25 protein-coding genes are annotated in these 22,118 nt (G+C 57.3%); 12 read left to right on the top strand and 13 right to left on the bottom strand.

What is annotated here, in order from left to right; all coding sequences use genetic code 11:
* Positions 1-4: 4 nt before the first annotated feature.
* Positions 5-445 (top strand): VOC family protein, encoded by a 441-nt coding sequence (locus UM93_RS05280; RefSeq protein ID WP_045074164.1) that lies wholly within the window; start codon positions 5-7, stop codon positions 443-445.
* 20 nt (positions 446-465) lie between these two features.
* On the opposite strand, the gene UM93_RS05275 is transcribed toward UM93_RS05280, so the two are convergent.
* Positions 466-888, bottom strand: a complete 423-nt coding sequence (locus tag UM93_RS05275; protein ID WP_045074162.1) for a MarR family winged helix-turn-helix transcriptional regulator — start codon at positions 886-888, stop codon at positions 466-468.
* A 56-nt stretch (positions 889-944) separates the two neighbouring features.
* Here UM93_RS05275 and UM93_RS05270 point away from each other — a divergent pair, with 56 nt between their 5' ends.
* Positions 945-1,514, top strand: a complete 570-nt coding sequence (locus tag UM93_RS05270; RefSeq protein ID WP_045074160.1) for a DUF6790 family protein — start codon at positions 945-947, stop codon at positions 1,512-1,514.
* Between the two features lie 32 nt (positions 1,515-1,546).
* Here the strand turns inward: UM93_RS05270 and arr are convergent, their stop codons facing one another.
* A complete protein-coding gene (arr, locus tag UM93_RS05265) occupies positions 1,547-1,966 on the bottom strand; it encodes an NAD(+)--rifampin ADP-ribosyltransferase (RefSeq protein WP_045074158.1) in 420 nt (139 codons plus the stop codon).
* Between the two features lie 149 nt (positions 1,967-2,115).
* On the opposite strand from arr, the gene UM93_RS05260 reads away from it, so the two are divergent.
* Both UM93_RS05260 and UM93_RS05255 read left to right on the top strand, forming a co-directional pair.
* On the top strand, positions 2,116-2,721 hold the full coding sequence (locus UM93_RS05260) for a response regulator transcription factor (RefSeq protein WP_045074157.1): 606 nt from the start codon (positions 2,116-2,118) through the stop codon (positions 2,719-2,721).
* Between the two features lie 84 nt (positions 2,722-2,805).
* A complete protein-coding gene (locus UM93_RS05255) occupies positions 2,806-3,588 on the top strand; it encodes a VOC family protein (RefSeq protein WP_045074155.1) in 783 nt (260 codons plus the stop codon).
* 161 nt (positions 3,589-3,749) lie between these two features.
* On the opposite strand, the gene UM93_RS05250 is transcribed toward UM93_RS05255, so the two are convergent.
* On the bottom strand, positions 3,750-4,400 hold the full coding sequence (locus UM93_RS05250) for a TetR/AcrR family transcriptional regulator (RefSeq protein WP_045074153.1): 651 nt from the start codon (positions 4,398-4,400) through the stop codon (positions 3,750-3,752).
* Between the two features lie 54 nt (positions 4,401-4,454).
* Here UM93_RS05250 and UM93_RS05245 point away from each other — a divergent pair, with 54 nt between their 5' ends.
* From UM93_RS05245 to UM93_RS05225, 5 genes are all read left to right on the top strand, one after another.
* Positions 4,455-5,837, top strand: a complete 1,383-nt coding sequence (locus tag UM93_RS05245; protein ID WP_052663640.1) for a DHA2 family efflux MFS transporter permease subunit — start codon at positions 4,455-4,457, stop codon at positions 5,835-5,837.
* Positions 5,838-5,895: 58 nt separating this feature from the next.
* Positions 5,896-7,311, top strand: coding sequence for a purine-cytosine permease family protein (locus UM93_RS05240; protein ID WP_045074152.1), 1,416 nt, complete (start codon positions 5,896-5,898; stop codon positions 7,309-7,311).
* Positions 7,312-7,364: 53 nt separating this feature from the next.
* A complete protein-coding gene (locus tag UM93_RS05235; protein WP_045074150.1) occupies positions 7,365-7,829 on the top strand; it encodes a hypothetical protein in 465 nt (154 codons plus the stop codon).
* Positions 7,829-8,302, top strand: a complete 474-nt coding sequence (locus UM93_RS05230) for a carboxymuconolactone decarboxylase family protein (RefSeq protein ID WP_045074148.1) — start codon at positions 7,829-7,831, stop codon at positions 8,300-8,302. The genes UM93_RS05235 and UM93_RS05230 overlap by 1 nt, the downstream gene beginning before the upstream one ends.
* 334 nt (positions 8,303-8,636) lie before the next feature.
* Positions 8,637-9,425, top strand: coding sequence for a G1 family glutamic endopeptidase (locus UM93_RS05225; protein ID WP_052663639.1), 789 nt, complete (start codon positions 8,637-8,639; stop codon positions 9,423-9,425).
* Positions 9,426-9,514: 89 nt separating this feature from the next.
* On the opposite strand, the gene UM93_RS05220 is transcribed toward UM93_RS05225, so the two are convergent.
* From UM93_RS05220 to UM93_RS05205, 4 genes are all read right to left on the bottom strand, one after another.
* Positions 9,515-10,978, bottom strand: coding sequence for a carboxylesterase family protein (locus tag UM93_RS05220; RefSeq protein ID WP_045074146.1), 1,464 nt, complete (start codon positions 10,976-10,978; stop codon positions 9,515-9,517).
* 104 nt (positions 10,979-11,082) lie between these two features.
* Positions 11,083-12,024 (bottom strand): hypothetical protein, encoded by a 942-nt coding sequence (locus UM93_RS05215; RefSeq protein ID WP_157874105.1) that lies wholly within the window; start codon positions 12,022-12,024, stop codon positions 11,083-11,085.
* Between the two features lie 31 nt (positions 12,025-12,055).
* Positions 12,056-12,556, bottom strand: coding sequence for an RNA polymerase sigma factor (locus tag UM93_RS05210; protein WP_234399414.1), 501 nt, complete (start codon positions 12,554-12,556; stop codon positions 12,056-12,058).
* Between the two features lie 111 nt (positions 12,557-12,667).
* Positions 12,668-13,645, bottom strand: coding sequence for an alpha/beta hydrolase family protein (locus UM93_RS05205; protein WP_045074140.1), 978 nt, complete (start codon positions 13,643-13,645; stop codon positions 12,668-12,670).
* 363 nt (positions 13,646-14,008) lie between these two features.
* Between UM93_RS05205 and UM93_RS05200 the strand changes: the two genes are divergently transcribed.
* Positions 14,009-15,184 (top strand): hypothetical protein, encoded by a 1,176-nt coding sequence (locus tag UM93_RS05200; RefSeq protein ID WP_045076911.1) that lies wholly within the window; start codon positions 14,009-14,011, stop codon positions 15,182-15,184.
* 142 nt (positions 15,185-15,326) lie between these two features.
* On the opposite strand, the gene UM93_RS05195 is transcribed toward UM93_RS05200, so the two are convergent.
* From UM93_RS05195 to UM93_RS05180, 4 genes are all read right to left on the bottom strand, one after another.
* Positions 15,327-15,713 carry a VOC family protein gene (locus tag UM93_RS05195; protein WP_045074139.1) on the bottom strand — a complete coding sequence of 129 codons (387 nt, stop codon included), beginning with the start codon at positions 15,711-15,713 and terminating at the stop codon, positions 15,327-15,329.
* Entirely contained in the window at positions 15,710-16,003 is a 294-nt protein-coding gene (locus tag UM93_RS05190; RefSeq protein ID WP_045074137.1) for an ArsR/SmtB family transcription factor, read from the bottom strand. Before UM93_RS05190 ends, UM93_RS05195 begins: the two co-directional genes overlap by 4 nt.
* Before the next feature lie 167 nt (positions 16,004-16,170).
* A complete protein-coding gene (locus tag UM93_RS05185) occupies positions 16,171-17,622 on the bottom strand; it encodes an amidase (RefSeq protein WP_045074136.1) in 1,452 nt (483 codons plus the stop codon).
* Positions 17,619-18,317 (bottom strand): TetR/AcrR family transcriptional regulator, encoded by a 699-nt coding sequence (locus UM93_RS05180; protein ID WP_045074134.1) that lies wholly within the window; start codon positions 18,315-18,317, stop codon positions 17,619-17,621. Before UM93_RS05180 ends, UM93_RS05185 begins: the two co-directional genes overlap by 4 nt.
* 71 nt (positions 18,318-18,388) lie before the next feature.
* On the opposite strand from UM93_RS05180, the gene UM93_RS05175 reads away from it, so the two are divergent.
* Positions 18,389-19,330 (top strand): amidohydrolase family protein, encoded by a 942-nt coding sequence (locus UM93_RS05175; protein ID WP_045074132.1) that lies wholly within the window; start codon positions 18,389-18,391, stop codon positions 19,328-19,330.
* Positions 19,331-19,361: 31 nt separating this feature from the next.
* On the opposite strand, the gene UM93_RS05170 is transcribed toward UM93_RS05175, so the two are convergent.
* Positions 19,362-20,348, bottom strand: a complete 987-nt coding sequence (locus UM93_RS05170; RefSeq protein WP_045074125.1) for a hypothetical protein — start codon at positions 20,346-20,348, stop codon at positions 19,362-19,364.
* Between the two features lie 248 nt (positions 20,349-20,596).
* Between UM93_RS05170 and UM93_RS05165 the strand changes: the two genes are divergently transcribed.
* Positions 20,597-21,367 carry a hypothetical protein gene (locus UM93_RS05165; RefSeq protein ID WP_045074123.1) on the top strand — a complete coding sequence of 257 codons (771 nt, stop codon included), beginning with the start codon at positions 20,597-20,599 and terminating at the stop codon, positions 21,365-21,367.
* Between the two features lie 71 nt (positions 21,368-21,438).
* Here the strand turns inward: UM93_RS05165 and UM93_RS05160 are convergent, their stop codons facing one another.
* Positions 21,439-22,062: a TetR/AcrR family transcriptional regulator gene (locus tag UM93_RS05160; RefSeq protein WP_052663637.1), complete on the bottom strand. Its 624-nt coding sequence runs from the start codon at positions 22,060-22,062 to the stop codon at positions 21,439-21,441.
* Between the last annotated feature and the right edge of the window lie 56 nt (positions 22,063-22,118).

Here is a 22,118-nt window from a genome sequence, read left to right as displayed (position 1 = left end):
CCTCATGAATATCAGGATGGACAATATTGGCATTGTCGTTGAGGACCTCAGCACGGTGATTGAGTTTTTTACTGAACTTGGTCTCGAACTTGAAGGACGCGCGATGGCAGAGGGTGAATGGGCGGGGCGGGTGACCGGGCTCGGTAATCAACGCGTCGAGGTTGCCATGATGAAGACCCCTGACGGACATGGTCGGCTCGAACTGTCCCACTTCCTGGAGCCAGCCGTCGTCGCAGACAATAGAAGGAGCCCGGTGAACGCGCTCGGATATCTCCGGGTGATGTTCGAAGTTGAGGATCTCGACGGCACGCTTGACCGACTATCACCCTACGGCGCAGAGCTAGTGAGTGAAGAAGTAGTGCAATACGAGAACATCTATCGCCTCTGCTACATCCGCGGCCCGGAAGGCATTCTCATCGGTCTGGCGCAGAGCTTACAGGGCTGATCAAAGCGACAAGTGCTGATTTAGCTCTTGGGGTCCAAGAGCTCAGCCAGTCGTTGAGTATCCGCCAGGTAGCGTTCATAAGGAAAGCCGCTGTTAGTCAGCGCTTGCTTGAGCTCTTCGATCATCGGTCGTCCCGCCTGGTGGAAGCGCTGAGACCCCCTCTCGGTCAGCCCGACGAGCTTTCGGCGGCCGTGCTCCGGATCGGCCTCAATTGCCACTAATCCATCGGCGGCCAAGGGTTGTAATGCTCGGCTAATCGCAGGATCTGACATCGCCAGCGATTCGGCCAGCCGGTGCTGGGTCATTGGCAGCTGATCTTCTAGAGTGCCGAGCAGTCTGAGTTGACTGTAAGTTAGCGAGCCGGAAGCCTGCATCCGGGCGCGAGCCTGTTCGCCAAGGAGGGCAACCACTCGGTGTAATAAATCGGCAAGTCCGTCATCCATACATCGATCATAGCTTAATCTTGCATAAACAATATTAACCATGCAACATAGATCTTATGGTGACTACTACTTACCTCCTCAGAGCCGCTACTCCCCTACTCTTCCCGCTGATCGCCGTGATTGGCGCGACTTTTCATGCCCGTCGAAAGAGCCTGAAACTCTCCTCCGCCGAGATCTGGTTTCGCTGGTGGGCTATCGTCGCTTTGGGCGGCGGCGGATTGTGGATGACATTGTCTTTCCTGTTCATCCCGGATTTCATGTCGGAGATGATCGGATTCACGCTCTCCCCCTTTGCCACCGAGATTGCCTTTGCCAACTTAGGCATAGCGGTCACCGGGTTCAGAGCACTCAAGGCCTCATACCGGGAGCGGGTGACGATCGGGATCGGCTCCGGTATGTTCCTTTGGGGTGCGACGCTGGGCCATCTCAATCAATGGCTCGCCAACGGTGATACCGCGCCCGGTAATGTTGGCGCAGTGCTCATCTACGATGTCGCCATCCCCTTGCTGATTTTGGTCTTTGCTCGGCTGTCGCACATCACAAAGCTGAACGAGCCGGACAAGCCTGCGCGCGGTGGCCTAGCCAAGACACGGATCGCGACGGAACCCGTTACCCACACCCCGTGATCGGGAGAGACTAGCGGCGCTCTCGGCACAGCTCAGTTGAGGATTTCGCCACGTTCTTCAGGCGTCTTGGAGATCAACCGCTCGCGCCACAACTGCAATGCCTCAGGGGTGAGCCTGGTCCAATCGTTGATCTCGCGAATAATTCGCAACGGCTCGGCGCTGCGAAAGGAGCGGGTCGGATTCCCGGGGAACTTCTTATCCGTGACGTTTGGATCATCCTCAAAGGCGCCTATGGGTTCGACCTGATAAACGTGGGGCTCTCCCCCGCCCTTCAGCTCTACCGCAAGCTCGGCGGCGAGACCTGCGCCATCACGTAAGGCCGTGAAGTAGACATGGTTCATCACTACCTCGGGTCGGTAGTTCGACTGAAACCCGGCGATAAGCAAATCGCCTGGGCTTAGAACCGCGGTAGTGCCATGAAAAAACGGACCACTCTCGAGCATCTCAGTCATCTTCTCAGGCTATAACGTCTTGCCGTTCGCCGAGAGCCTGCCGGGCCAATCGGGCGCTTCCAGCTAGGCTGAATTAATGACACGAGATTGGGAATCGATTAGCTCACCAGTTGCTGGTTCAATCGAACTCGGAACGGCTGCCTGAGGGTATGCGCAGTAGTCGGCGGGTTGATCCGCAACTGGATCTCGACGAGTTGCCAGCAGAGATACGGGCAAAACTCGAAGAGACCATCATTGGTGCTGCTCTCAAGCTGATGCATTCAGGGCAGGAGATCGGCGTGCTTGAGTTCCGCTCGTTGGTCTTAGCGGGCACAATCGTCGACTCCAGCGCTGAAGAACCAGAACAGGATCCAGTTCCTGATGGCGTGAAAGTGATAGCCACCGCCATTCCGCTCGCGTCCGCTGCACGGCGTCGGCTTTCCGACGAATTTGGCGAAAACTATATTGTGCTCGATCTCAGCAAAGCGCCCGCCAGTTCAGAGGTGCTATTAATTCACCCGGTTAGTCCACAGCTGCTCGGGATACTTCGCCAACAGTTTCCGCAAGCGCGGGTCATCATTACCGAAATTGACGACGAAGAACTGGGTGTGAATTATTCAGGCCCGGTGGGTCGCCTTCTTGAAGCCGGCGCTGACGCCTATCTGCCGCCCCAATCGATTACCGAGGTTGCCGCCCAGGTGCATGCCTATCTCAGCAGGCAGGAGCGTGCGACTTTAGAATCCGCGAAGCCAAGTCAGCAGGAACTCCCGCAATAAACACTAACCAGACGCTGGCGTCAGGATAGCGGCAGCGGAAAAGACGCGGGAAACTGAGGAGAGCAGGAAATAAGGAGTGCAACAATGATCGAAATACCTAAGTATCCAATCGGTGCGCCATGCTGGGTTGAGTCTCTGCAGCCAGACGTCAATACTGCCGTGACTTTCTATAGTGAATTGTTCGGCTGGAGTTTCCAGGACAGCGGGTCAAGGGAGTATCACGTTGCTCGGCTCAATGGTCGTCGGGTGGCTGGGATGGCTCAGGCCCCGGCGATGCTGGATCGCGGCGCCTGGGTGAGTTATGTCTTGGTTGCAGACCTTGACGAAGTTGTGTCCAAGGCCCAGCAAGTCGGCGGTAGTTTGATCGTAGGCCCGTTAAAAGGCCCATCAGATGAACGCAGCGCCTTACTTTCGGACCCAAGCGGGGCGGTGTTCGGGGTGCGGCAAGGTAGCAGTCCGACCGTGGCAGAGCTTTCCCAAGCGTCAGGGACCTGGCAGAAAACCGCGCTGCACTCCCCCAATTTAGCTGCGGCAGCTACCTTCTACGGCGCAGTTTTTGGCTGGCGCTTCGAGGCAAAGCCTGATTCTGAGATCACTCAGCTGCGCCTCGCGGCTGCCGAAGATGAGTTAGCTGATTTAGGCTCAACCGATGAAGTGATTGCTGTGGCGACTGAGTCTCCGGCAGCAGCTGGCGTTCCGGCGCACTGGGCTGTCAACGTCCAAATCACCGATGCGGATGACTTCGCTGCTCGCGTGCTGGAACTCGGCGGGTCCTTGTTAATGCCCCCTTCGGACGCTCCGGGGTTTCGTAACGTGATCTTCGCCGACCCCAATGGCGGCGTTCTCGGAGCAAGTCAACTCATTTAAATGGCGCTCATAGATGACACCAATATTCTCGCCGATGAGCTCCGTAAACATGTGACACCACGTACTGCTCGCTCCCCCGAGACGGTCAGTTGTGCTGTTGTCCGAAGATGGAGATCCGGGATCGATTCCGCCCCGGAAACCTAAATATCAGGATTCTGTAGTCAGCTGGGTTCAGTCGGTGCACCGAAGGCCTCGAGGAAGGTTTCAACGCCGGCCCGGACTGGAGCTATCACGGTTTCGGGATCGAGGCGGACGGAGCCGAAGCCGCTGCGAATGATCAGATCATCGCCGACGAGGGCCATCAAATGGCGGGCGGCTCGATCAGGGTCGGCTAGCCGAAGCAGTCCAATAGCCGCCATCTGCGCGAGCTTGCCGGCCAGTCGATCGATGGTCCGGTCTCGGTTACTGTTCCTGATCTCATCAAGCAGTTCGGGAAAACGGTGCCGTTCCGCGAGTTGAAGCCGCATCACCGCGACCCCGTCGTCGTCTAGTAGGCAGCCGACAAGTGCGTTTCCGAGTCGCTCCAACTCGCTGCTCAAGTTCTTGGGGCGCACATCAATTGAATCAATAACATCATTCACTCGAGTGTTTGATCGATGGGAAGCATCGGCGATGACCTCGGTGAATAAGCCCGCTTTGTCTCCGAAGTGAGTATAGATGGTCGGTTTGGCCACCCCCGCTTCCTTGGCTATCTCGTCCACGCTCGCGTCGGCGTATCCATCGCGGCCAAAGACCCTCAGTGCTGCACGCACAATCTCCTCGCGTTTACTTCCTCGAGTGGTGCGGGACGGGGTGGACTCATCAGGGCGCATGACTTAACTTTACCAACTGGTGGTCAAAACTGAACTGGTGCGTATACTGAACTCATGAGTTCAATTGAAGATACTGCTCAGTCTACTGTTCGTCGGATTGGACCGATCGCGGCGACCCTCATTCCTGGAGGCATTCTCTCCCTGCTTTCCGCGACCATCATAGGCATTGCGGTACCCGAAATTGCCGCTGATTTTCCGGCGGACGCAGAACAGGTACATTGGGTGGCCACCGCCGCGTTACTCGCTGCAGGAGTAGCAATACCGATTAGTGGATGGGCTTCCGGTAGGTTCGGCATCCGCCGCACCTGGTTAGTCGCGCTCAGCCTGCTGACAGTAAGTTCGGTGGCCGTCGCCTTGGCGCCATCATTGCCGTTACTGATTGTCTTCCGGATTATTCAGGGCCTTGGCGCTGGTGCGCTCGAACCGGTGATGTTGACCGCGCTCGCCCGGGCTGCTGGCCCCGCGCGGATGGGCAGAGTGATGGGCATTGCGGGCGCATCCATGTCGCTCGGCCCTTTAGTCGGACCATTGCTTGGCGGGCTTCTGGTTGAATCGATCGGCTGGCGCTGGATTTTCGCCATTATCGCCACTGCGGCGATCGTGATCCTTGTCGCCTCCGCTTTTATCCTGCCCCGGGACGAACCGGGGAATGCCGCTCTCGATCTGCTCGGTCTCCTGTTTTTATCGGCAGCTTCGGTTCTGCTGCTTGCTGGTCTTTCGCGGGCCGCGACCGCGAGTGGAGTTGACGGTGGAGTCTGGGCGTTGCTCGGTGGCGGAATTGTGGCACTTCTGTTCTTTGTCTGGTGGCTGCGTCGTCGCGGCGAACAGGCAATTATTGATCCCAGCACTTTCCGGGCCCGTGGCTTCGCCCCTGGGGTGCTGATCATGCTTTTGGTCGGAGCTGCAATTTATCCCTTGCTCTTCGGCTTGCCCCAGTTCTACCGCGAGGCCGTCGGCTTAGCGCCGGTAGCGGCTGGCCTTCTCATTGGCCCTTATGCGATTGGCACTCTTACCGCGATGCCAATGACCGGCCGTCTCAGTGACCGGATTGGCGCCAGGCCCCTAGTGGTCTTCGGCGCGATTCTCACCGCGCTGGCCGCCACGCTCTTCGTTCTCGCCGGCGCAGCCGCCCCGCTGTGGTGGTTCGCGCTGCTCTCGCTGCTCATCGGTCTCGGCACCGGCAGCGTCGGCGGCCCCACAGTGGGGGCAACCTATCGTGCTCTGACAGCGGAGAAAATTCCCAGTGGCAGCACAGTGCTTTTCGTCTCGAATCAGATCGGCGGCGCGTTAGGCATCGCCATCTTTGCCGGAATCATCACGCTCAGCAGTCCCAGCGGAACCTGGACGTCGCAGCTTGGTACTCTTCCGTTGGTGCTGCCAGTGATAGCCTGCCTGGCAATTGCGCTGCTCGCCATTAGGCTTGATCGAGCGAGGTGAAACGAGCAGAGCAACAACGGAGTTGGCCGATTAGCTAATCGGTGGAGGAGGCCAGGCGATGGGAAAATCTGTCCGCAAAGATCAGCGGCTGACAGTTGAGAAACGCACCATTGACGTGGTGCCCGATGCCGAACGCCACGGTACGCCACACAGCCAATTCACCCTGTGGTTTGGGGCGAATATGCAGATCACCGCCATTGTTGACGGGGCTTTAGCGGTGGTTTTCGGCGCGGATGCGCTGTGGGCGATCATTGGCCTGCTGATCGGAAACCTGCTGGGCGGCGTAGTGATGGCACTGCATGCGGCTCAGGGACCACGCCTGGGCTTGCCGCAGATGATCTCCAGCCGGGCCCAGTTCGGCGTACGTGGGGCCGCGATACCACTGCTGCTGGTGATCTTGATGTACCTCGGCTTTGCCGCTACCGGTACAGTGCTCACCGGCCAGGCGATCAACAAGATCTTGGGAGTAGATGTCCCTGCGGTCGGCATTTTGATCTTCGGCGCGCTCACCGCAATTGTCGCCATTTTCGGCTATCGGTTGATTCACTTGATTGGCCGGATTGCCACCGTGACCGGGATTATCGGCTTTGCTTATTTGGCTGGCTGCTTGTTCGTCAAGTACGACGTGCTGCAGCACCTTAATGTGATTTCCTTTGAGATGCCCACCTTTCTGCTCGCGATTGCGCTAGGTGCTGGCTGGCAGCTCACTTTCGGGCCCTACGTTGCAGACTATTCGCGATACCTGCCCAGAGAAACCCCGGAGAGCCGGACTTTCTGGTCGACTTTCGCGGGCAGCGTGATCGGCTCGCAGTGCGCCATGTCGCTTGGTGCGTTGGTGGCAGCGGTCGCTGGAAAGGCTTTCCTGGCCGATCAGGTCGGGTTTATCGGTCAGTTGGCCGGTCCGGCAGCCATCGCCATCGTGCTCTACCTAGTCATTGTGGTGGGGAAGCTCACGGTGAACGTACTCAATGCTTACGGTGGATTCATGTCGGCCCTTACTGCGGTGACAGCCTTTCGAAGCAGAACCAGCGTCTCCCCCATCACCAGGGGGATCTACATTATTGGTTTCGTGGTGGTTTCGATGCTTATTGCGCTGGTTGCCAGTGCTGATTTTCTCGATAATTTCCGGAACTTTGTGCTGCTGCTTCTGATGGTCTTCACTCCTTGGTCGGCCATCAATCTGGTCGACTATTACCTGATCTCCAAGGAACGTATCGACATCCCGGCGCTGTATGACGCTCAGGGCCGATATGGCGCCTGGAACGTCAGAGCGCTGCTCGTCTATGCGTTGGGTATCGTCGTGCAAATCCCGTTCCTAGCGCAGAAGCTCTACACCGGCCCGCTCACCGAACTCCTGGGTGGCGCAGATATCTCCTGGCTGGTTGGCCTTTTGATAACAGCGCTGCTCTACTATTTCGTGGCCAGGCGGACGAGTCGGCCACCGGCTCAAATGATCTACCCGGAAGACAACTAGCGCGCTGGATCCTCAGGATACAGTTGCTCTTGTAGATCTATTCGGGAGGCCTTTTGTCTTATCTTGTTGATTTCGAAACTGTTTCGACGGTGGGGTTGGAGTCCTCCCCTGTTGCTGATGCGCTTGCTGGGCTACGAGCCAATGAGGCGCGCTATTTCCGAAACAAATACGATCACGCCTTTACCGTGAGCCCAGCAGAGCAGGCTCCTGAGGTGGTCGAGCGGATTGCCCACATTCTCAAGGAAGAGCGTGGCTTGGAGATCGCGGCAACCCCGCTCGAGGCTACCAGCTTTGAGGTGGAAGGCCTGCGGATGGACTACGTGTTCTACCAGTCCGGTCTGTCAATTAACGTGATGTACAGCATTGCCGACGGCGGCAAGCGAGCGGTTGGGTTCAAGCTTGCCGACGGAATGGAGGTCCCCGAAGAATTGGCGGCCAGTTTCAAGTTTGCCCGGCAGAAATCGAAGCTGGCCGGAGTTATTCGTGGCTCCTACTTCGTCATTAAGGGGCAATACTGATGCGCCCCTTCTTAGATAAGTCAGTCCCCGAGGCCTGGCAGGCGATTACCGCTTACTCGGCTGTGGTCAGCAAAGCAGCAGCGGAACGTGGTCTAACTGAGCAAGAAACCGAGTTGATCAAGGTCAGGGCCTCACAGCTCAATGGCTGTACCTTCTGTCTGGATCTGCATTGCCGGCAGGCTCGATTGGCTGGAGTTCCTCAACAGAAGCTCGATGTCTTGCCTGCCTGGCGGGAAACTGAGGTGTTCACCGAGCGCGAAGCCGCCGTGTTAGGAGTTACCGAGGCGGCAACTTCACTCCCCCTGACAGATGATTCTCAGGCCGATTTAGCGGCGGCAAGGGGCGTACTTGGTGAGGATTGTTTTGTGGCGGCCGAATGGGTGGCGATCACCATTAACGCTTTCAACCGGCTGTCCATCCTGAGCGAGCATCCCGTGCGGCCACGCGACGCCGAAGGCAAACTCATTCACTAATTTTATTCTCGCCGCATTCTCGCAGCGAAGCCCTTCCTGCGGGCGAGGCGCTCTGATAGCAGACGGTACATTTTTGACCTGACGGAAACCCATTGACCCTTCGGAGTTCCGGGTGTACCGTCATTTTGTGTCTTAGTGTGATTGCAATCACACTAAGACACAAAAGATGTGGATAAAAACTAGTTCTGTTTTGATCGAATAATGAATTATATTCTGCCATTGCTCGAAAGATAGTCAGATTGAGCGATAGTCGTCTCTTGTGACTACCACAGTGTCGAAGATTGCTCGTTCTGGTGTGTAGCTCAGGCGAGCATTCTGATGAACGCCTAAGCCAATGCCGTTCGACAACGCCGTTGAACGGGATCCCAACTATTTAGGAGTATTTTTGTTCAGCTTCAAGAAAACCTCGCTCGCTTTTGCCCTGCCGCTCCTTATTGCCGGCTCTACCGCTGTCGGGGCTTTAGCCGATGCGGCTCCTGCGGCCGCCGCAAACGGTACGATCAATATCTATTCCGGCGCCGTCTATGAGGGCGCAAACTTCACCCAGGTGAGCGCTTCCTGGAAGGTGCCCACGACCGCCACCTGTAGCTCGACAGAGGACTCGACTGCTTATATCTGGGTCGGTTTGGGCGGTTTGAGCGGAGCTGATAACGATAAGCTCGAGCAGATCGGCACCGCCCAATGGTGCCGAGATGGGCAGAAGCATTACGGTCTGTTCGCAGAATTCTTTCCGGATGGCCCAATAGCCGGCGATGGTTATGAATATCCGGACTATCCGGTGGCCGCTGGCGATAATGTTACCGCCACTGTCACTAAGGCTGATGATGACGACTTCACCATCACCGAGACGAACCATACCCAGAACTGGACCTTTAGCCGCACCGGTCACTCGCAAACCCAGGGTGGCGGTACCGGCCAGGGTACTGCCGAAGTAGTTGCCGAAGATCCAGGTGGTTCGTTGAGCAACTTTGGTTCCGTGAGCTTCAGCGGAATCTCTGCCAGCGCCTCCGATGTTTCAAATCCGAGCTACCAGCTCAAGGATATGAAGGATGGCTCTGGGCCCACCAAGGCCACCGCAACGTCAACCTCAAGCGGGGTCAAGGTCACTTGGCAGCACATCTGAGCTAGGGCTTAGAAACGTCTAGCGATGGGGTGGACGGCGAGGCACCTCGCCGTCCACCCCATCGCTCTACTCTGACTGTGTTGGCTAGCTCAGCTGAAATGCTGAGGCTCGTTTCGAGTTCTTGCGTTGTATGGCAACCATTCGGGGTCTCCTCCAGGCACTCCCCGGCTGACAAAATTCGCTAGTGCACCGCCGAAGGATTGCCAGAGCGCAGTGCGACGTTCCGGTACTTCCCCGAGCATTGGGCTGTCCTGGAAACTGTCGAAATTGCCGAACAAGAACGGCAACTCCCCGCAGTGAGTTGCACCGAGACTGGCGGGATCCGGTTCCGGTAGGTAGTCCCATTGATAGAGATAGCTGCGGTTACCGCGCTCTGTATGACGATGAGCCAGCTCCACAGCACCGCGTTGGAACACTTGCTCGGTCTGCACCGCAGTGACGATTTCCGCAGGTTTCGCTTGCGGTAGCCGGGTCTCGTGTTGGCGATAGAGTTCAACCGCTTTTTCACCGTAAATGCTTTCCAAAAAGGCTCTCCCGGCCGCTTGATCCAAGCCTTGGATCTGCGGGTTGAAAGCGAAGAACGCTGTCATTTCGTGGCGGGTCGAGCCAAGCAAGATATCAATGCCATCCAGTAAGCCGCTGTCCACAGTCTGTCGCCAGTTCTGAGCGGTGCCAGGGCCGCCCGCTACCGGGTACATCGGTGGCGCTACGCTACCCGGCCCCGCCACTGCCCGAGCCAGTTCCGCATAACCGACCAGCAGCCTTTCGACCGGCAGCTGCCGCAGCTGAGCTGCCGGATTCGCCCGCTCTTCAACTCCCAAAAGACCCAAGTATTTACGCGCATGCGATGCCGCCAGCTCGGGGTCCTGAGGTTCAAGTCCCCAAGGGCTGCTTTGGACGATTACCCGCTTGATCATGCCGCGACTTGCTGGTTGGGCAGCCAGCTGGAAACTGGAGAAGGCGCCAGCGGACTGGCCGCCAACCGTAATCTTCTTCGGATCCCCGCCGAAGTACCCGATGTTTTCGACCACCCAGTTCAAGGCCGCCGCTTGGTCCTGCGAGCCAAGGTTCTCAGCGCCAATCTCCGGTAGCCAGAGGTAGCCGAGTGGGCCTAAGCGATAATTGGCCGTTACCACCACCATATTGCCCAATTCGGCTAAGTGGGCCCCGTGGTACCAATCCCAGCCACCGGAGCCGCTGCTAAAACCACCGCCATGAAACCAGAGCAGAACTGCTCTGGGCGAGTCGTCCGAGAGTGCTTGCGAGGGAGTCCAGACATTCAGCGTCAGTGAGCCGTCTTCGGCCCAGTCAGGATGACGTTCTCCCATTACAAGCTCGAGTCGGGAAGGCCCCTGAGGCATCGCCGGCCCTGCGCTACTTGCATCTCGGATACCCGGCCAAGCAGGCGGCGGCTGTGGGGCGGCAAAGCGTCTCTCGTGCACCGGAGAAGCGGCGTAGGGAATGCCGAGAAACGCCGCTACCCCACTTCGAGAAAAACCCCGTAGCTTGCCTGAGGCCAAGGTAACAATGGACTGATTGATGCCAGTCTTCATATCCGCTCCCGTGAAGATTCACTCCACCTGCAGGATATCGCGCAAAAAACTTGCCGTCCGCACCGGGGCGATGCGGTGCGGACGGCAAGCATGGGCGGCTAAGCTCAGCCGGTAGATTTCACCGACTGAAAGACCTTCATCATTTGATCGAATTCAGGGGTCTTGGTGAATTCTTTCGCCTCAGCCAGGGTGTTGATCTTTTTTCCGGCGAGTGGGTCAGTGGTTTTCTGGGCGAAGCTATAGGGCATGCCGGTGAACGTTACGTATTCCTTGGCCGCCGAATCGAAGAAGTTGTCCGGCACTCCGCAACCACCCGGAATCAGGCCAAGCGGTCGTGGGGTTCCGGAAAGCTCAACTGAGAGGCCCAGCCCTGAGCTTTTGTTAAGATCCTGATAGACCACGAACTGCACTGCCACCGGCCCGCCATTGAGCGCGCTCAGGCTGGCGTCGGCGGGGGCAGTGGCAATCACCCAAGCCTTCCGCTGCGGTGCCGCGCTGGTGGCGCAACCGGTCGCCGGATTGCTGACGATCGGTGCATTGGCTGAGGGGTTGGTTTTTGCCGGGTTCAGTTTGGCGCGACCGATATTTCCGGTGAAACTATTGAAGTTGTTATAGATAATCCACTTAGCGCCGTATGGATCGTCGGTTAACACTCCGGCTTGTGGATCAGCAGCCAGCTTGTAACCACTCGGCAGATCGAAATTTAGCTTGCCATCGGGCGTGGTGACAGAGGTAGCGTTTGGTATCACCGGCACTACAACGGCTGGCAGCGCAACATTCTGCGAGGGCGTTGAGGTTGGGCTTGCGGGCTTTCCCGAGCCATCCGCGCCAACTGTGACGTGAGCATTATTCGGCAATAAGGACAATCCACCGATCACCAAGGCAGTGGCCGCGGCGGCCGCCAAGCCCGCTCCGGCGAGCCGGTAGCCTCGACGTCTGCTAGTGAGAGCTATTACCGGTGGGCCAATCGGCTCCGCGGTGGCGACATTATCATTCGTTTCACTAGCCGGTTTCTGGTCGAGCTCATCGGCCGCGAGTGGGTCCATCTTTCTGAGAATTAATTCGATCGAGTCCATTTCAGTGCTCTCCTTGAGTCTTGTTTCCCCGAGATAGCGCGTAGGCAAAGGCTTTTCTAGCCCGGTAAAGTCGAACGCTCGCAGCTGATTCCGAACAGCCCAGGACGATGGCAATATCCCGGATACTGAGGTCATCCCAATAAGCCAGAATGAGAATCTCGCGTTCTTTATCCCGTAAAAGATTCAGTGCTTCAGCTCGTCCACGAGGTTGCGGATCTAGACCGTTCCGCGCCTTAGCGCGCTCTGCCTCGATCAGCCGCTCCTGTAACTCCTGAGCTCGCTGACGCGCTTGATAAGCATTTCCAATAACGTTGCGTGCCACCGAAAGAAGCCAAGGCAACGAGGTCTCCGGGATCTCGCTGTACTTTTGCCAGGCTATCCGGAAGACATCGGCGGTGAGTTCTTGAGCGGTCTCCTCGGACGAAATTCTACGACGTATAAAATTCAGTACCTTCTGTTGATACTGGCCGTGTAATTGTTCAAAGGTACGCTCACGCTCCATCAACACCTGGTTTCCTCGCTTCCTTCAATGTCAACGGCTTCTGCCGTCGACTGTTCAGTTTGCTGGTAACCGGGTTTTATTACATTTGACGGAAAAGTCAACTGAAAGGTTTCAGTGGTCGACGTTCCTTGCGAACCAATCCAGGATGAGCGTCAAACTCTCTTGGTCAAGCTTGGTACCAATTTCGTTATAACCAGTACCGGGCGCCTTGGAGAGTTCAGCTATGCTGCGAGTTTCTTCTTTGAGGATGTGGTTGGCATTTGCCGGAAAGGCGAAACTGATATTTGGCTTCCCCGCCGCGGCCTGCTGCAGTGGTTCACCGTCCGCCCGAGTATCAATCTGGATGTCTTTCCTACCAATCAGCACCAGGGTCGGCACATTTACCTTGGCAAGCGAATCGGTCGCTGATTCCTGCCAGAGCTCGCGCGCCAACGGCAAATTGGCGGGTGCCTCGAAACTGGCAAGCACCGCTTTGACACCATCGGGCAAAGTGGCGTCCGGATCCATCGCCTGGCCGGCAGAGAAACGCTGAGTAGCTTCCCGGACCTGCTTCATCATGCCTTTGCCGCCGGGCAGAGGGGCTAGCTGTAGCTGCAATTGTGAAAGCAGTACAGCCTCAATAGGGCGGCCTGGCGGAGCTGCCAGCACCAGGCCACGGAGTTCCGGGCTTAGATTGCTAATGGTGTAGTGCAAAAGGTGCAGGGTGCCCTCACTATTACCGAGTCCGATGATCCTCGTCGGGTCCACAAACTCTAGTGCCGCAAGTGCCTGGATAGCCGCAGACAGCTCATCCAAATGCGACTGCATACTGAGCCGTCCGAAGAGTTTCTGAGCATTATCAAGACGGTGCGGCCCGGACACCCGTTTGTTATAACGTAGCGAAGCAATACCGGACTCGGCGAGGGCTTCCGCTAAAAGGCGAGCACTACCGTTGTTGCCCGGCAACAAGGGCGAGCACCAGTCGCGGTCAGTAGGCCCGCTACCGGCAACAAAAATCACCGCGGGAAAAACACCGTCGCCGTCCGGGCGAACAGCAGTACCCGCCATCCCTATACCATCGAGTTGCCAGCTGATTTCGGTGGAACGCATGGGCACAGTCTGACAGCGAAAGCTAGTTGCGACAAGCAATGATCTCGCAGGTTCGAACTCTGGCGATCTAGCCTGGTCCGGCTGACGTTCCTGGCTCGCAACGGCCCCCGCCACCCTGGCCCGTTACCTCAGCACTGCTTGGCGACAACGCCAGCAACGCTAAGCTAACGGGCCAGCTGTCTTTTCAGCTCGGAATTCAGACTTAAGCCCGAGGGCATGGCTGCTGTAGCTCCCCTGAGCGATGACCGTCATAATCCGCGTAATAATTTTTTTGCCCTTGTCAGCCATGCCGGGCAGTTCTATGCTTCGGAGTGTGACCTAGGTAACATTGCAATGGTAATTTACTTTTACACGGGAGTGAACATGAAACGAACTTCTCGGTCCGCGGTGTCAGCTTTTTTGACCACTGCGACCGCCGTAGTGGTTTTGACCGCGGCAAGCGTCTCAACCACCGGTGTCACCGCCAATGCGGTAACCACTAGCACTAACTGCGCAACTGGCACCCTTTCATACTCGTATAAGGATGCCGAGGCGGCGGCCAACACAGTCGACCCCGACACCACCCCTTCCTCCGTACCGACAACGACGTCGAAAGTTCGGAATGCGAATTGGAAACTCGTCAATAAGTCCTCCGGCGCAACGTTGAGCCAGGGACTAACAGACGCGAGCAACGGCAGCTTTAGCGCCTGCTATGACTCCTCCATTCCAAGCAGCTCGATCAAGATTGTCTTCGAGTCGGCCAGCACCAATTTGTGGCGAGTAGTCACTAAGAACAAGTCCAACGCCAGCACCTACTTCGATGAGCACAATCTGACCAGTGCCAACTTCGGCGGATTGAATGTTGACTCGGCGAAAGCTGGTGCCTTCAAGATCGTTGACACGCTCTCCAGCCTCTGGGGTATTAACGGAAACAACAGTACCGATTGCTGGGTGGCCAATCAGGCCAATGGACAGTGCAAGGCGATTACCTTCGCCTGGGGCGACGCTATCGATAACGGAACTAACACCGATGCCGGAACGGCTTACTGGGACCTCAGCGGCACCAAATTTGTGGTGATTGGCAGCACTTCGACACAATCGATGCACACTATTGTGCACGAGGCTGGACATGCCTGGCAGTACTTGTTGAATAAGGGTTTCCCAACGGTGACCAATTGCGGTGATCACCATTTTGAAACCGTCTCTTCAAAGACTTGCGCCTGGACCGAAGGCTGGGCAGACGCGGTGGCGGCCTGGACGCTAGGCGATCACCGTTACGTTTTCGACGATGGCTATTACGTAAACCTGACGCCGAATTCCAACTGGGCAACTGGACCGGCTGTCCAGGGGCACATCGGCTCGACACTGCTGCAACTGTGGGCCGGTCCGGATCAGCAGACCTGGGACGGCACCATTAAGGCAATGAACGGCACAGTGATCTCCTGCTTCAAGCAGTACTACGCCGCTCGCCCCGCTGCCGGACTCGCCACCGACAGCGCAGTACAGCAAATCCTGAGCAATAACACGCTAAGCGCCAACGATACCTCAAGCTGTTCGTGACTTAGTAAAAGGGGTGTGGGCTGGTTCCTGGGAACCGCCCCACACCCCTTTTACGGATCTCACCAAAAGGAGGGGCTGAGCCCGTGAGTTGGGCACAGTATTGAATTGGGAACCGTACAAAGCCGCCTCAGGCCGCCCATCACTACGCCGAGTGGATGATTTGGATCAGATTCCCGCAGCTGTCATCGAAGACCGCTGTGCTGATTGAATCCATCTCAATCGGTTGCTGAGTAAATTTCACCCCGAGCGCGCTCAAGCGCTCATATTCGGCCTGCACGTCGGCGACTTCGAAGGCAGTCATCGGAATGCCATCGTCAATCAGGGCATCTCGATAAGGCTTCACTGCGGGGTGCCCTGAGGGTTCGAGTACCAACTCGACGCCATCCGGATCTTCCGCCGAAACCACCGTAAGCCAGCGATCCTCACCGACCGGAACATCGGTCTTCTTCACGAAACCGAGCACCTCGGTGTAAAACTGCAAGGCCTTCGCCTGGTCGTCGACAAAAAGGCTGGTCAGGTGAATCCTCATGATTTGTGCTCCGTTTCTTCGGGTGAAATCCAACGTTCGGTGATGCTCTGCAATGGCCCAACGTTCAGATCGTGATATTTGTAGCGCCCTTCACGACGGCTCTCGACCAAGCCTGCCTGCTCAAGCACCGCAAGGTGCTGCGATACTGCTTGACGACTCATCCTGAGTTGATGCTTAACACTCAACCGAGTGCAGAGCTCAAAAAGTGTCTGTCCAGAGCGCTCGGCTAACTCGTCCAGGATGGTGCGGCGAGTCGAATCAGCCAAAGCCTTGAAGAGCTCATCAGCCATAATCTGACTATAGGCAAGCCTCTGCTTGCCTGTCAAATGCTATCGGCTTAGTTCTAAGCAAGCAGCTGACAGCCAGTAGCCAAGGACAGCAGCTCCGGCGGGTAGCTACTTCACTTTCCTGATGCACTGTGGCGTCCCACTGAGTACGCAGCCGCCCTACACGCGGACTATTCAGCTACGCTCGCTGGCCAGACCTTCGGCCGACGCTGCTGCCATGGCATGCCCTGTTCGAACTGACCGGCGATATTGAAGAGCAGATCTTCTCGTCCGAAAGCAGCCCAAAATTGCGCCGCAATGGGTAGCCCGGTGGCCGCATCCTGAGCTAGCGGCAATGAGATGGCCGGGGTACCGGTGAGATTGGCCGCCACCGTGAAAGGTGCCTCGTCTAGTACATGCCGGATCCAAGCCGGTCCGTCGAGTTCACTCTGCCCGGCGTTATATTCGCCCAGTTCAGGTGCCAGTTGAGGCAGGGTCGGACTCAGGATCAGGTGGTGGCGTTCGAAGTGTTTGGCCACACTCCGCGATACTAAATTCACCGCCTCCTCGGCCCGGACCAGATCAGTTGCAGTCAAGGACTTGCCATAGCGGTATAGGGCGAGCATTGCCGGTTCGACCGTGGACTCGTCGATCAGTCGACCGGTCGCTTCGGCAACGCCAGCTATCCAGGGTGCCGCGTGTGCCGCCCAGATCACAGTAATTGCCTCGACATACGCTTGCCAGCTGAGGCCCAGAGCAAGGCTGAAAGGTTCCACCGAATGTCCAAGTCGCTCTGCCGTTCGAGCCACCTCGTCAATGGCGGCCGCAATCTGCGGCGAACTTTTGCTACCGTTGGCCGGATCGACCAGCAGGCCGATGCGTAGCGTTACAGGTTCGGCACCGAGTTCATCTAGATAGGCGCGACGCGGCGGCGCGATCACGAAGGGATCTCCGGGCGCCGCGCCCTGTACGGCATCGAGCAAGGCTGCGCTATCGCGCACGGTTCGGCTAACCGCAAACTGTGCCGCCATGCCGTTCATGGTCTCCGCGGCAGGTGCATGGCTAGTGCGGCCACGGCTCGGCTTGAGGCCGACCAGGCCATTCTGCGCCGCTGGGATTCGGATTGAGCCAGCGGCGTCGGTGGCGTGCGCCAGCGGAACAATTCCGGCTGCGACCGCTGCGGCTGAGCCGCCACTCGAACCGCCAACACCGTGCCGTAGATTCCAGGGGTTAGCGGTGGCACCGTCCTTCGCTGATTCTGTAGTGGTACTAGCGGCGAACTCTGGCATTGTGGTTCGGCCAATCATATTGAGCCCGGCTCGTCGAAAACGCACGGCCAGGGCTGAGTCCTGCTGAGCGGTCAAGCCCGCGGCAAGCCTAGAGCCGAACTCCACTTGCCGGCCAGCTAGGGTAGTTGCCATGTCCTTGAGTAAAAAAGGCACCCCGGAAAAGGTCGTTTCGGCAGTTGTCTCGAGGACAGCTTGGTCATCCTCCCAAAGCTCTACGACGGCATTGATTTTTGGATTGATCTGCGCTGCGGCATCACGTGCTAAAACCGACAGCTCAGCCGCAGTGACCTGTCGAGCTCTCACTAATTCCGCGAGAGCGAGGCCGTCAAGAGCTGAATATTCATCGAGATTCATCGGAGTTCCTTGGTGTAATAACTGAGGAAGAGCAATATTCCGGAGGACAGATAACGTTCGGCGGCCCGCGCGGTGCTCGTCTCAGTGTGGAAGGTCACCACAAGTTGCGGCGCACCAATGGTCAAGGCGATCAGTTGCTGGGCGGCTAGCGAGCGATCAGGGATAGCCAATAAGCCGCGCTGTTCGAGGGTCCAGAAAGCCTCCATCAGCGGCTCGTTGATCATTTCATCGTTAATGCTGGCCCAAAGCGCCGCCAGCTGAGGAAATCTTTCTGCTTCGCCGATCACCAGTCTGCGCAGGCTGATGATCTCCTCGCCGAGCACTGCCTCGGCTGCCGCTGCGAGGAAACGCTCAAGCAGTGCTGACATCTCTTGATGTTCGGAGACCTGTCGAAACGGCAGGCTACCGGCCAGCACCGGCAACTCCTGATAAGCCGCACTGAGTGCCTCTGCGACGACACCCAGAAACAACCTTTCCTTATTGTCGAAATGCCGGTAGATGGTTGGCTTGGAGACCTTCGCCGCCTCGGCAATGGCGTCCACCGAGGCACCCGAAAAACCATGCCGATGGAACTCCCGCAAGGCCATCCGGGCAATAGTTTGCCGCTTACTGGCTGATGAGCGATCTCTCGGTTGGAAAATCGGCAGGCCTTGATCGTCGCTGTCAAGAAGTTCGCGAGTATCTGAAGTGCTCATAATTAGACGATACCACTAAGTTTCGTCTACAACACTAATTGGTATAGTTTGAACACATCGAAAGGAAAATCATGACCACTGATGTGCATGCCCACCTATGGAGCGAGGAGTATCTCGAATTACTGGCACGACTAGGCCGACCAGATCTCGATGCCCACCGGGGTCTATCGGCGGGTGCCAGCGTCGAGGAACTGCGCGGCAGATTCAAACAAATGGACTCGGCTGGAATCGATCGGCAAATCCTGTCAGTGACACCGCTGGCACCACATTTCCAAGACCTGAACTCGGCAGTGGAAGCAGCCCGATTCTCCAACCAGGAGTACGCCGAGCTGGTTGAGAGGCATCCCGATCGTTTTGCCGCCTTCGCTTCCCTGCCGTTACCTCATGTGGAGGAAGCTCTGATCGAGCTTGACCATGCACTCGACGAGTTGGGAATGATTGGCGTCGCAGTCACCACCGATATTCTGGGTGCTTCGCTGAGTGACCCCGGCTTTGAACCGATCTTCGCGGCCCTCAATGAGCGAAAGTCCGTGCTGTATGTCCATCCCGCCGGGATGGATGCGCATAGCCAGCTGATCCGCGGACGATCAATGCGCTGGTCCGCTGGTGCTCCCATCGAGGACACCATTGCGGTGGTTGATTTGCTGCTCTCGGGTTTTCCGTCACGCTACCCCGAGCTGAGAATCATCGCTTCTCACCTGGGTGGCGGCCTGCCAATGATTCTGCAACGCCTTGATCGCCAGCAGCCCTGGGAATCACCGCAGACCCCCGAGCCGCCAAGTACAGCGGCCCATCGGCTTTGGTTTGACACGGTAGCCCATGGCGATCGGGACGTCCTTGAGTTAGCGGCACGAAAATTCGGGGTCGGCAGGTTGCTGCTAGGCACCGATTTTCCCTACCAATCAGGATCGGCCTTCCTCGAAGCGAGCGGATTCATTCGCGATAGCTTTAACACCGTGCAGGCTCAACAGATCCTTTCAGGCAATGCCGCGAGGATTTTCAGCCAGGGCTAAGCCCCCGGTCAAGAATCCAAATTTGCACCTTCTAACGCGGTGCGGGGCTCTCCTCGTCCCACCACTGCAGCACTCGGAGGGCGTAAAAAGTCAACCACTTCGAGGGCTCCCCCGGCGGCACATCGACGTCGAACCAGACTCGGCCAGGATGCCGCCACTCTTGCAGCCAACGGCCATCGGGCTGCTGGGCCTGACGCACCAGGTCGATGGCCTCGCTCAGTCGCGGGTCAGCAGCAATGCCGTCGTGCAGTGCAGCTGTGCGAAAATAATCCACCGCCCGCAAGGCGCTGTAAAACCATCGAAAAGGATAGGCGAACCGAGCCACCCAAGGGCCGACCATCTCACCGCTGCCGAGCCGATACAGCAAACTGCGCTGGAGCAGATACTCTTCCGCAGCGTGCCGGGTTACGCTCAGCTCATCGGCATCGGCATGCTTGGCCTGATAGTAAAGAATTCCGCTCAGCGAGTTAAGTGTGGAGTGAAACGATGAACGGGTGGCGCCTGTTACCCATTCACAATTCCAGCCTCCGTCGGTGAGCTGGTGCTCAATAAACCAGGTGGCGAGGCCGCTAACATCTGCCCCTAACCAAGCTCCATTGGCAAGGGTCCAGGCATTGATGCAGCAGTCGACCTCGCCGCCCCAATAAGGCAATTCGTCATATTCCCAGCGGCTATTCTTAGCAAGCAACTCGGCTGTAGCGGAGAGCGCATGAGCTGGCAGCCCCCAGTCTCGCAGGCTGTTCAGCGTCCAAGTGGTTGCCGTCCAGGGCTGCCCCGCCCCGTCAGCGGCCTCCGGACCAGCAAAGTCAAAATCTGCCGGAAAGAATGCGCCACCGGCCCATTGACCATCGGCGTCTTGTAAGGCTAGAAGCTTTGCGGCGAATCCCTCGGTTCGCAGCCTCGCCCTGCTTGCCTCCCAGACTTCCTCGGGCTCGTTGAGTAAGTCACGCTGCACTTGCCAGCGCAGCACCGGGTCGGAATCCAATAACCAATCACGCAGCTGAGCTGGAAGGGTCATAACCGGCAGGCTATCAGCCCACAAAAGCCGCTAGCAATGATTTTTGGCCCGGTAAAGAACCCCCACCAGCTGACAATTCACTGCTACTTCGCTGGCAATTCACCGGGAAAACGAGCGACGGCCTTGACTCTTTGAGGAGCAGCGGCCAAGCTGCAAGCAATGATTTATCATGATTGAAATTTAAATATATAAGTCATATCTAATCATTTACTCGCGGTCTAGCGAACCGCACTCCAGAGAGGATCGTCATGGTCAATACAACGTTCAAACGCTGGTTTCGAGGATCTAGTGCGCTGATCACGGCAACCGCGGTGTTACTGCTTTTGGTTCCTGGTCAAGCGTCCGCCCAAAATTTTGGCGGCAATGTCAGCTTCGACTGGAAGATCGCCAACACTCCGGCCGCGGGTCTGACCGATATCAGCTTCCACACCACTCTGAATACCGCAACCGCTCATGTCGCCGGCAACTATGCGGCACATCAATACAACTTTCAAAATCAGCAGGATGTCGGGTACACCGGCTTGCAACCTCGCCCCGATAAAAATGGGAAGCAGCGGATGTTGGCTATTTTCTCAAGCTTCATCGCCGGCACCACGTCGACCGATACTGGCTATTGCAGCGACGGCGCTGACGGCGGTGCAGGAGTGAGTTGCAAGGCGGAATTCGACGCCGTGTACGGCCATGAGTACACGCTCACCGTGGCCCGCACGGGCGCCGACACCTGGACCGGCACTGCCAAAGACTTGATCACCGGGCTAAGCACGCATATTGGCACCTATAAACTTCCCGCTGGCAGTGGCAACCTGAAGGGCTCCCAGGTTGGTTTCATTGAAAACTACGACACTCAAAGTTGCGCCACGGTGCCGCGTATCGATGTCACGATCGGTCGGCCAACCAGCTCAACCGGATTGGTCGGCACTGTCGGAAATCCAAAGGAATACGGCAACTGCCTTGGTCAGGCGAACTATCAAGCGGGGATGGTGGGCAATAATCTGCACATCACCCGTGGCTGGTCCTAGGGATTAGCCTGTGGCGGTTGCGGCTAGCTTGAGCTAGCCGCAACCGCCACAGAATGCCGCTGGTCGCTAAATCATTCGGTCAAAATTGCGTCCAGGAAGGCATCTAATTGCCTTACCACATCAATTTTGTGGGGTTCCAACAACCACTGGAGTTGTAGGCCATCCCAAAGCGCCACTAGTGAAACTGCGGTGAGATGAGGGTCAAATCCCGTTCGTAACTGCCCCTGCCGTGCCAGTAGCGTGAGTGTCTCGGTGTACTCATGGCGCAAATTCGCAAAGCGTTCCACGAAGTAGTCGCGAGCCGGGTGGCCTTGCATTGTCGCCTCAGCGGAGAGCACAGAGTAAAGCCCAATCAAAGTAGCCAATTCCTCATTGGCCCTCGCCTGAGCAATGATCTGAGTGCGGAACTCTGCTGCGCTCTGCGGAGCGTCTTGGTTTAGTCCATCGGCGTCGCGCTGCCTCAGGGTAGCAAGCAGAATCTCCTCCTTGGTGGCGAAATGATGAGTCAGATTCGACAGGCTAACTCCCGCCTTGAGCGCCACCTCGCGCAAGGAACTACCGTAGTAGCCACATTCCGCATAGACCTGTGCGGCGGCTTCGAGTATCTTTCGCCGCCGATCCGCTGTTTTGGCATATGGTCCGCGTCGGCGCAGCTGTTGCAGCAGCTCAGCTTCCGAGATTTCATGCTCTTCCATGGTGTTTCTACTGTGCCACAACTTGGTGTTACTTCAAATTAGGTCACTCTTCCCAT

Origin of the sequence: Psychromicrobium lacuslunae, from assembly GCF_000950575.1 — a bacterium.
Taxonomy (GTDB): Bacteria; Actinomycetota; Actinomycetes; order Actinomycetales; family Micrococcaceae; genus Renibacterium; species Renibacterium lacuslunae.
Note: the sequence above shows the minus strand (reverse complement) of the source record. Positions and strands in the feature narration are given on the sequence as shown.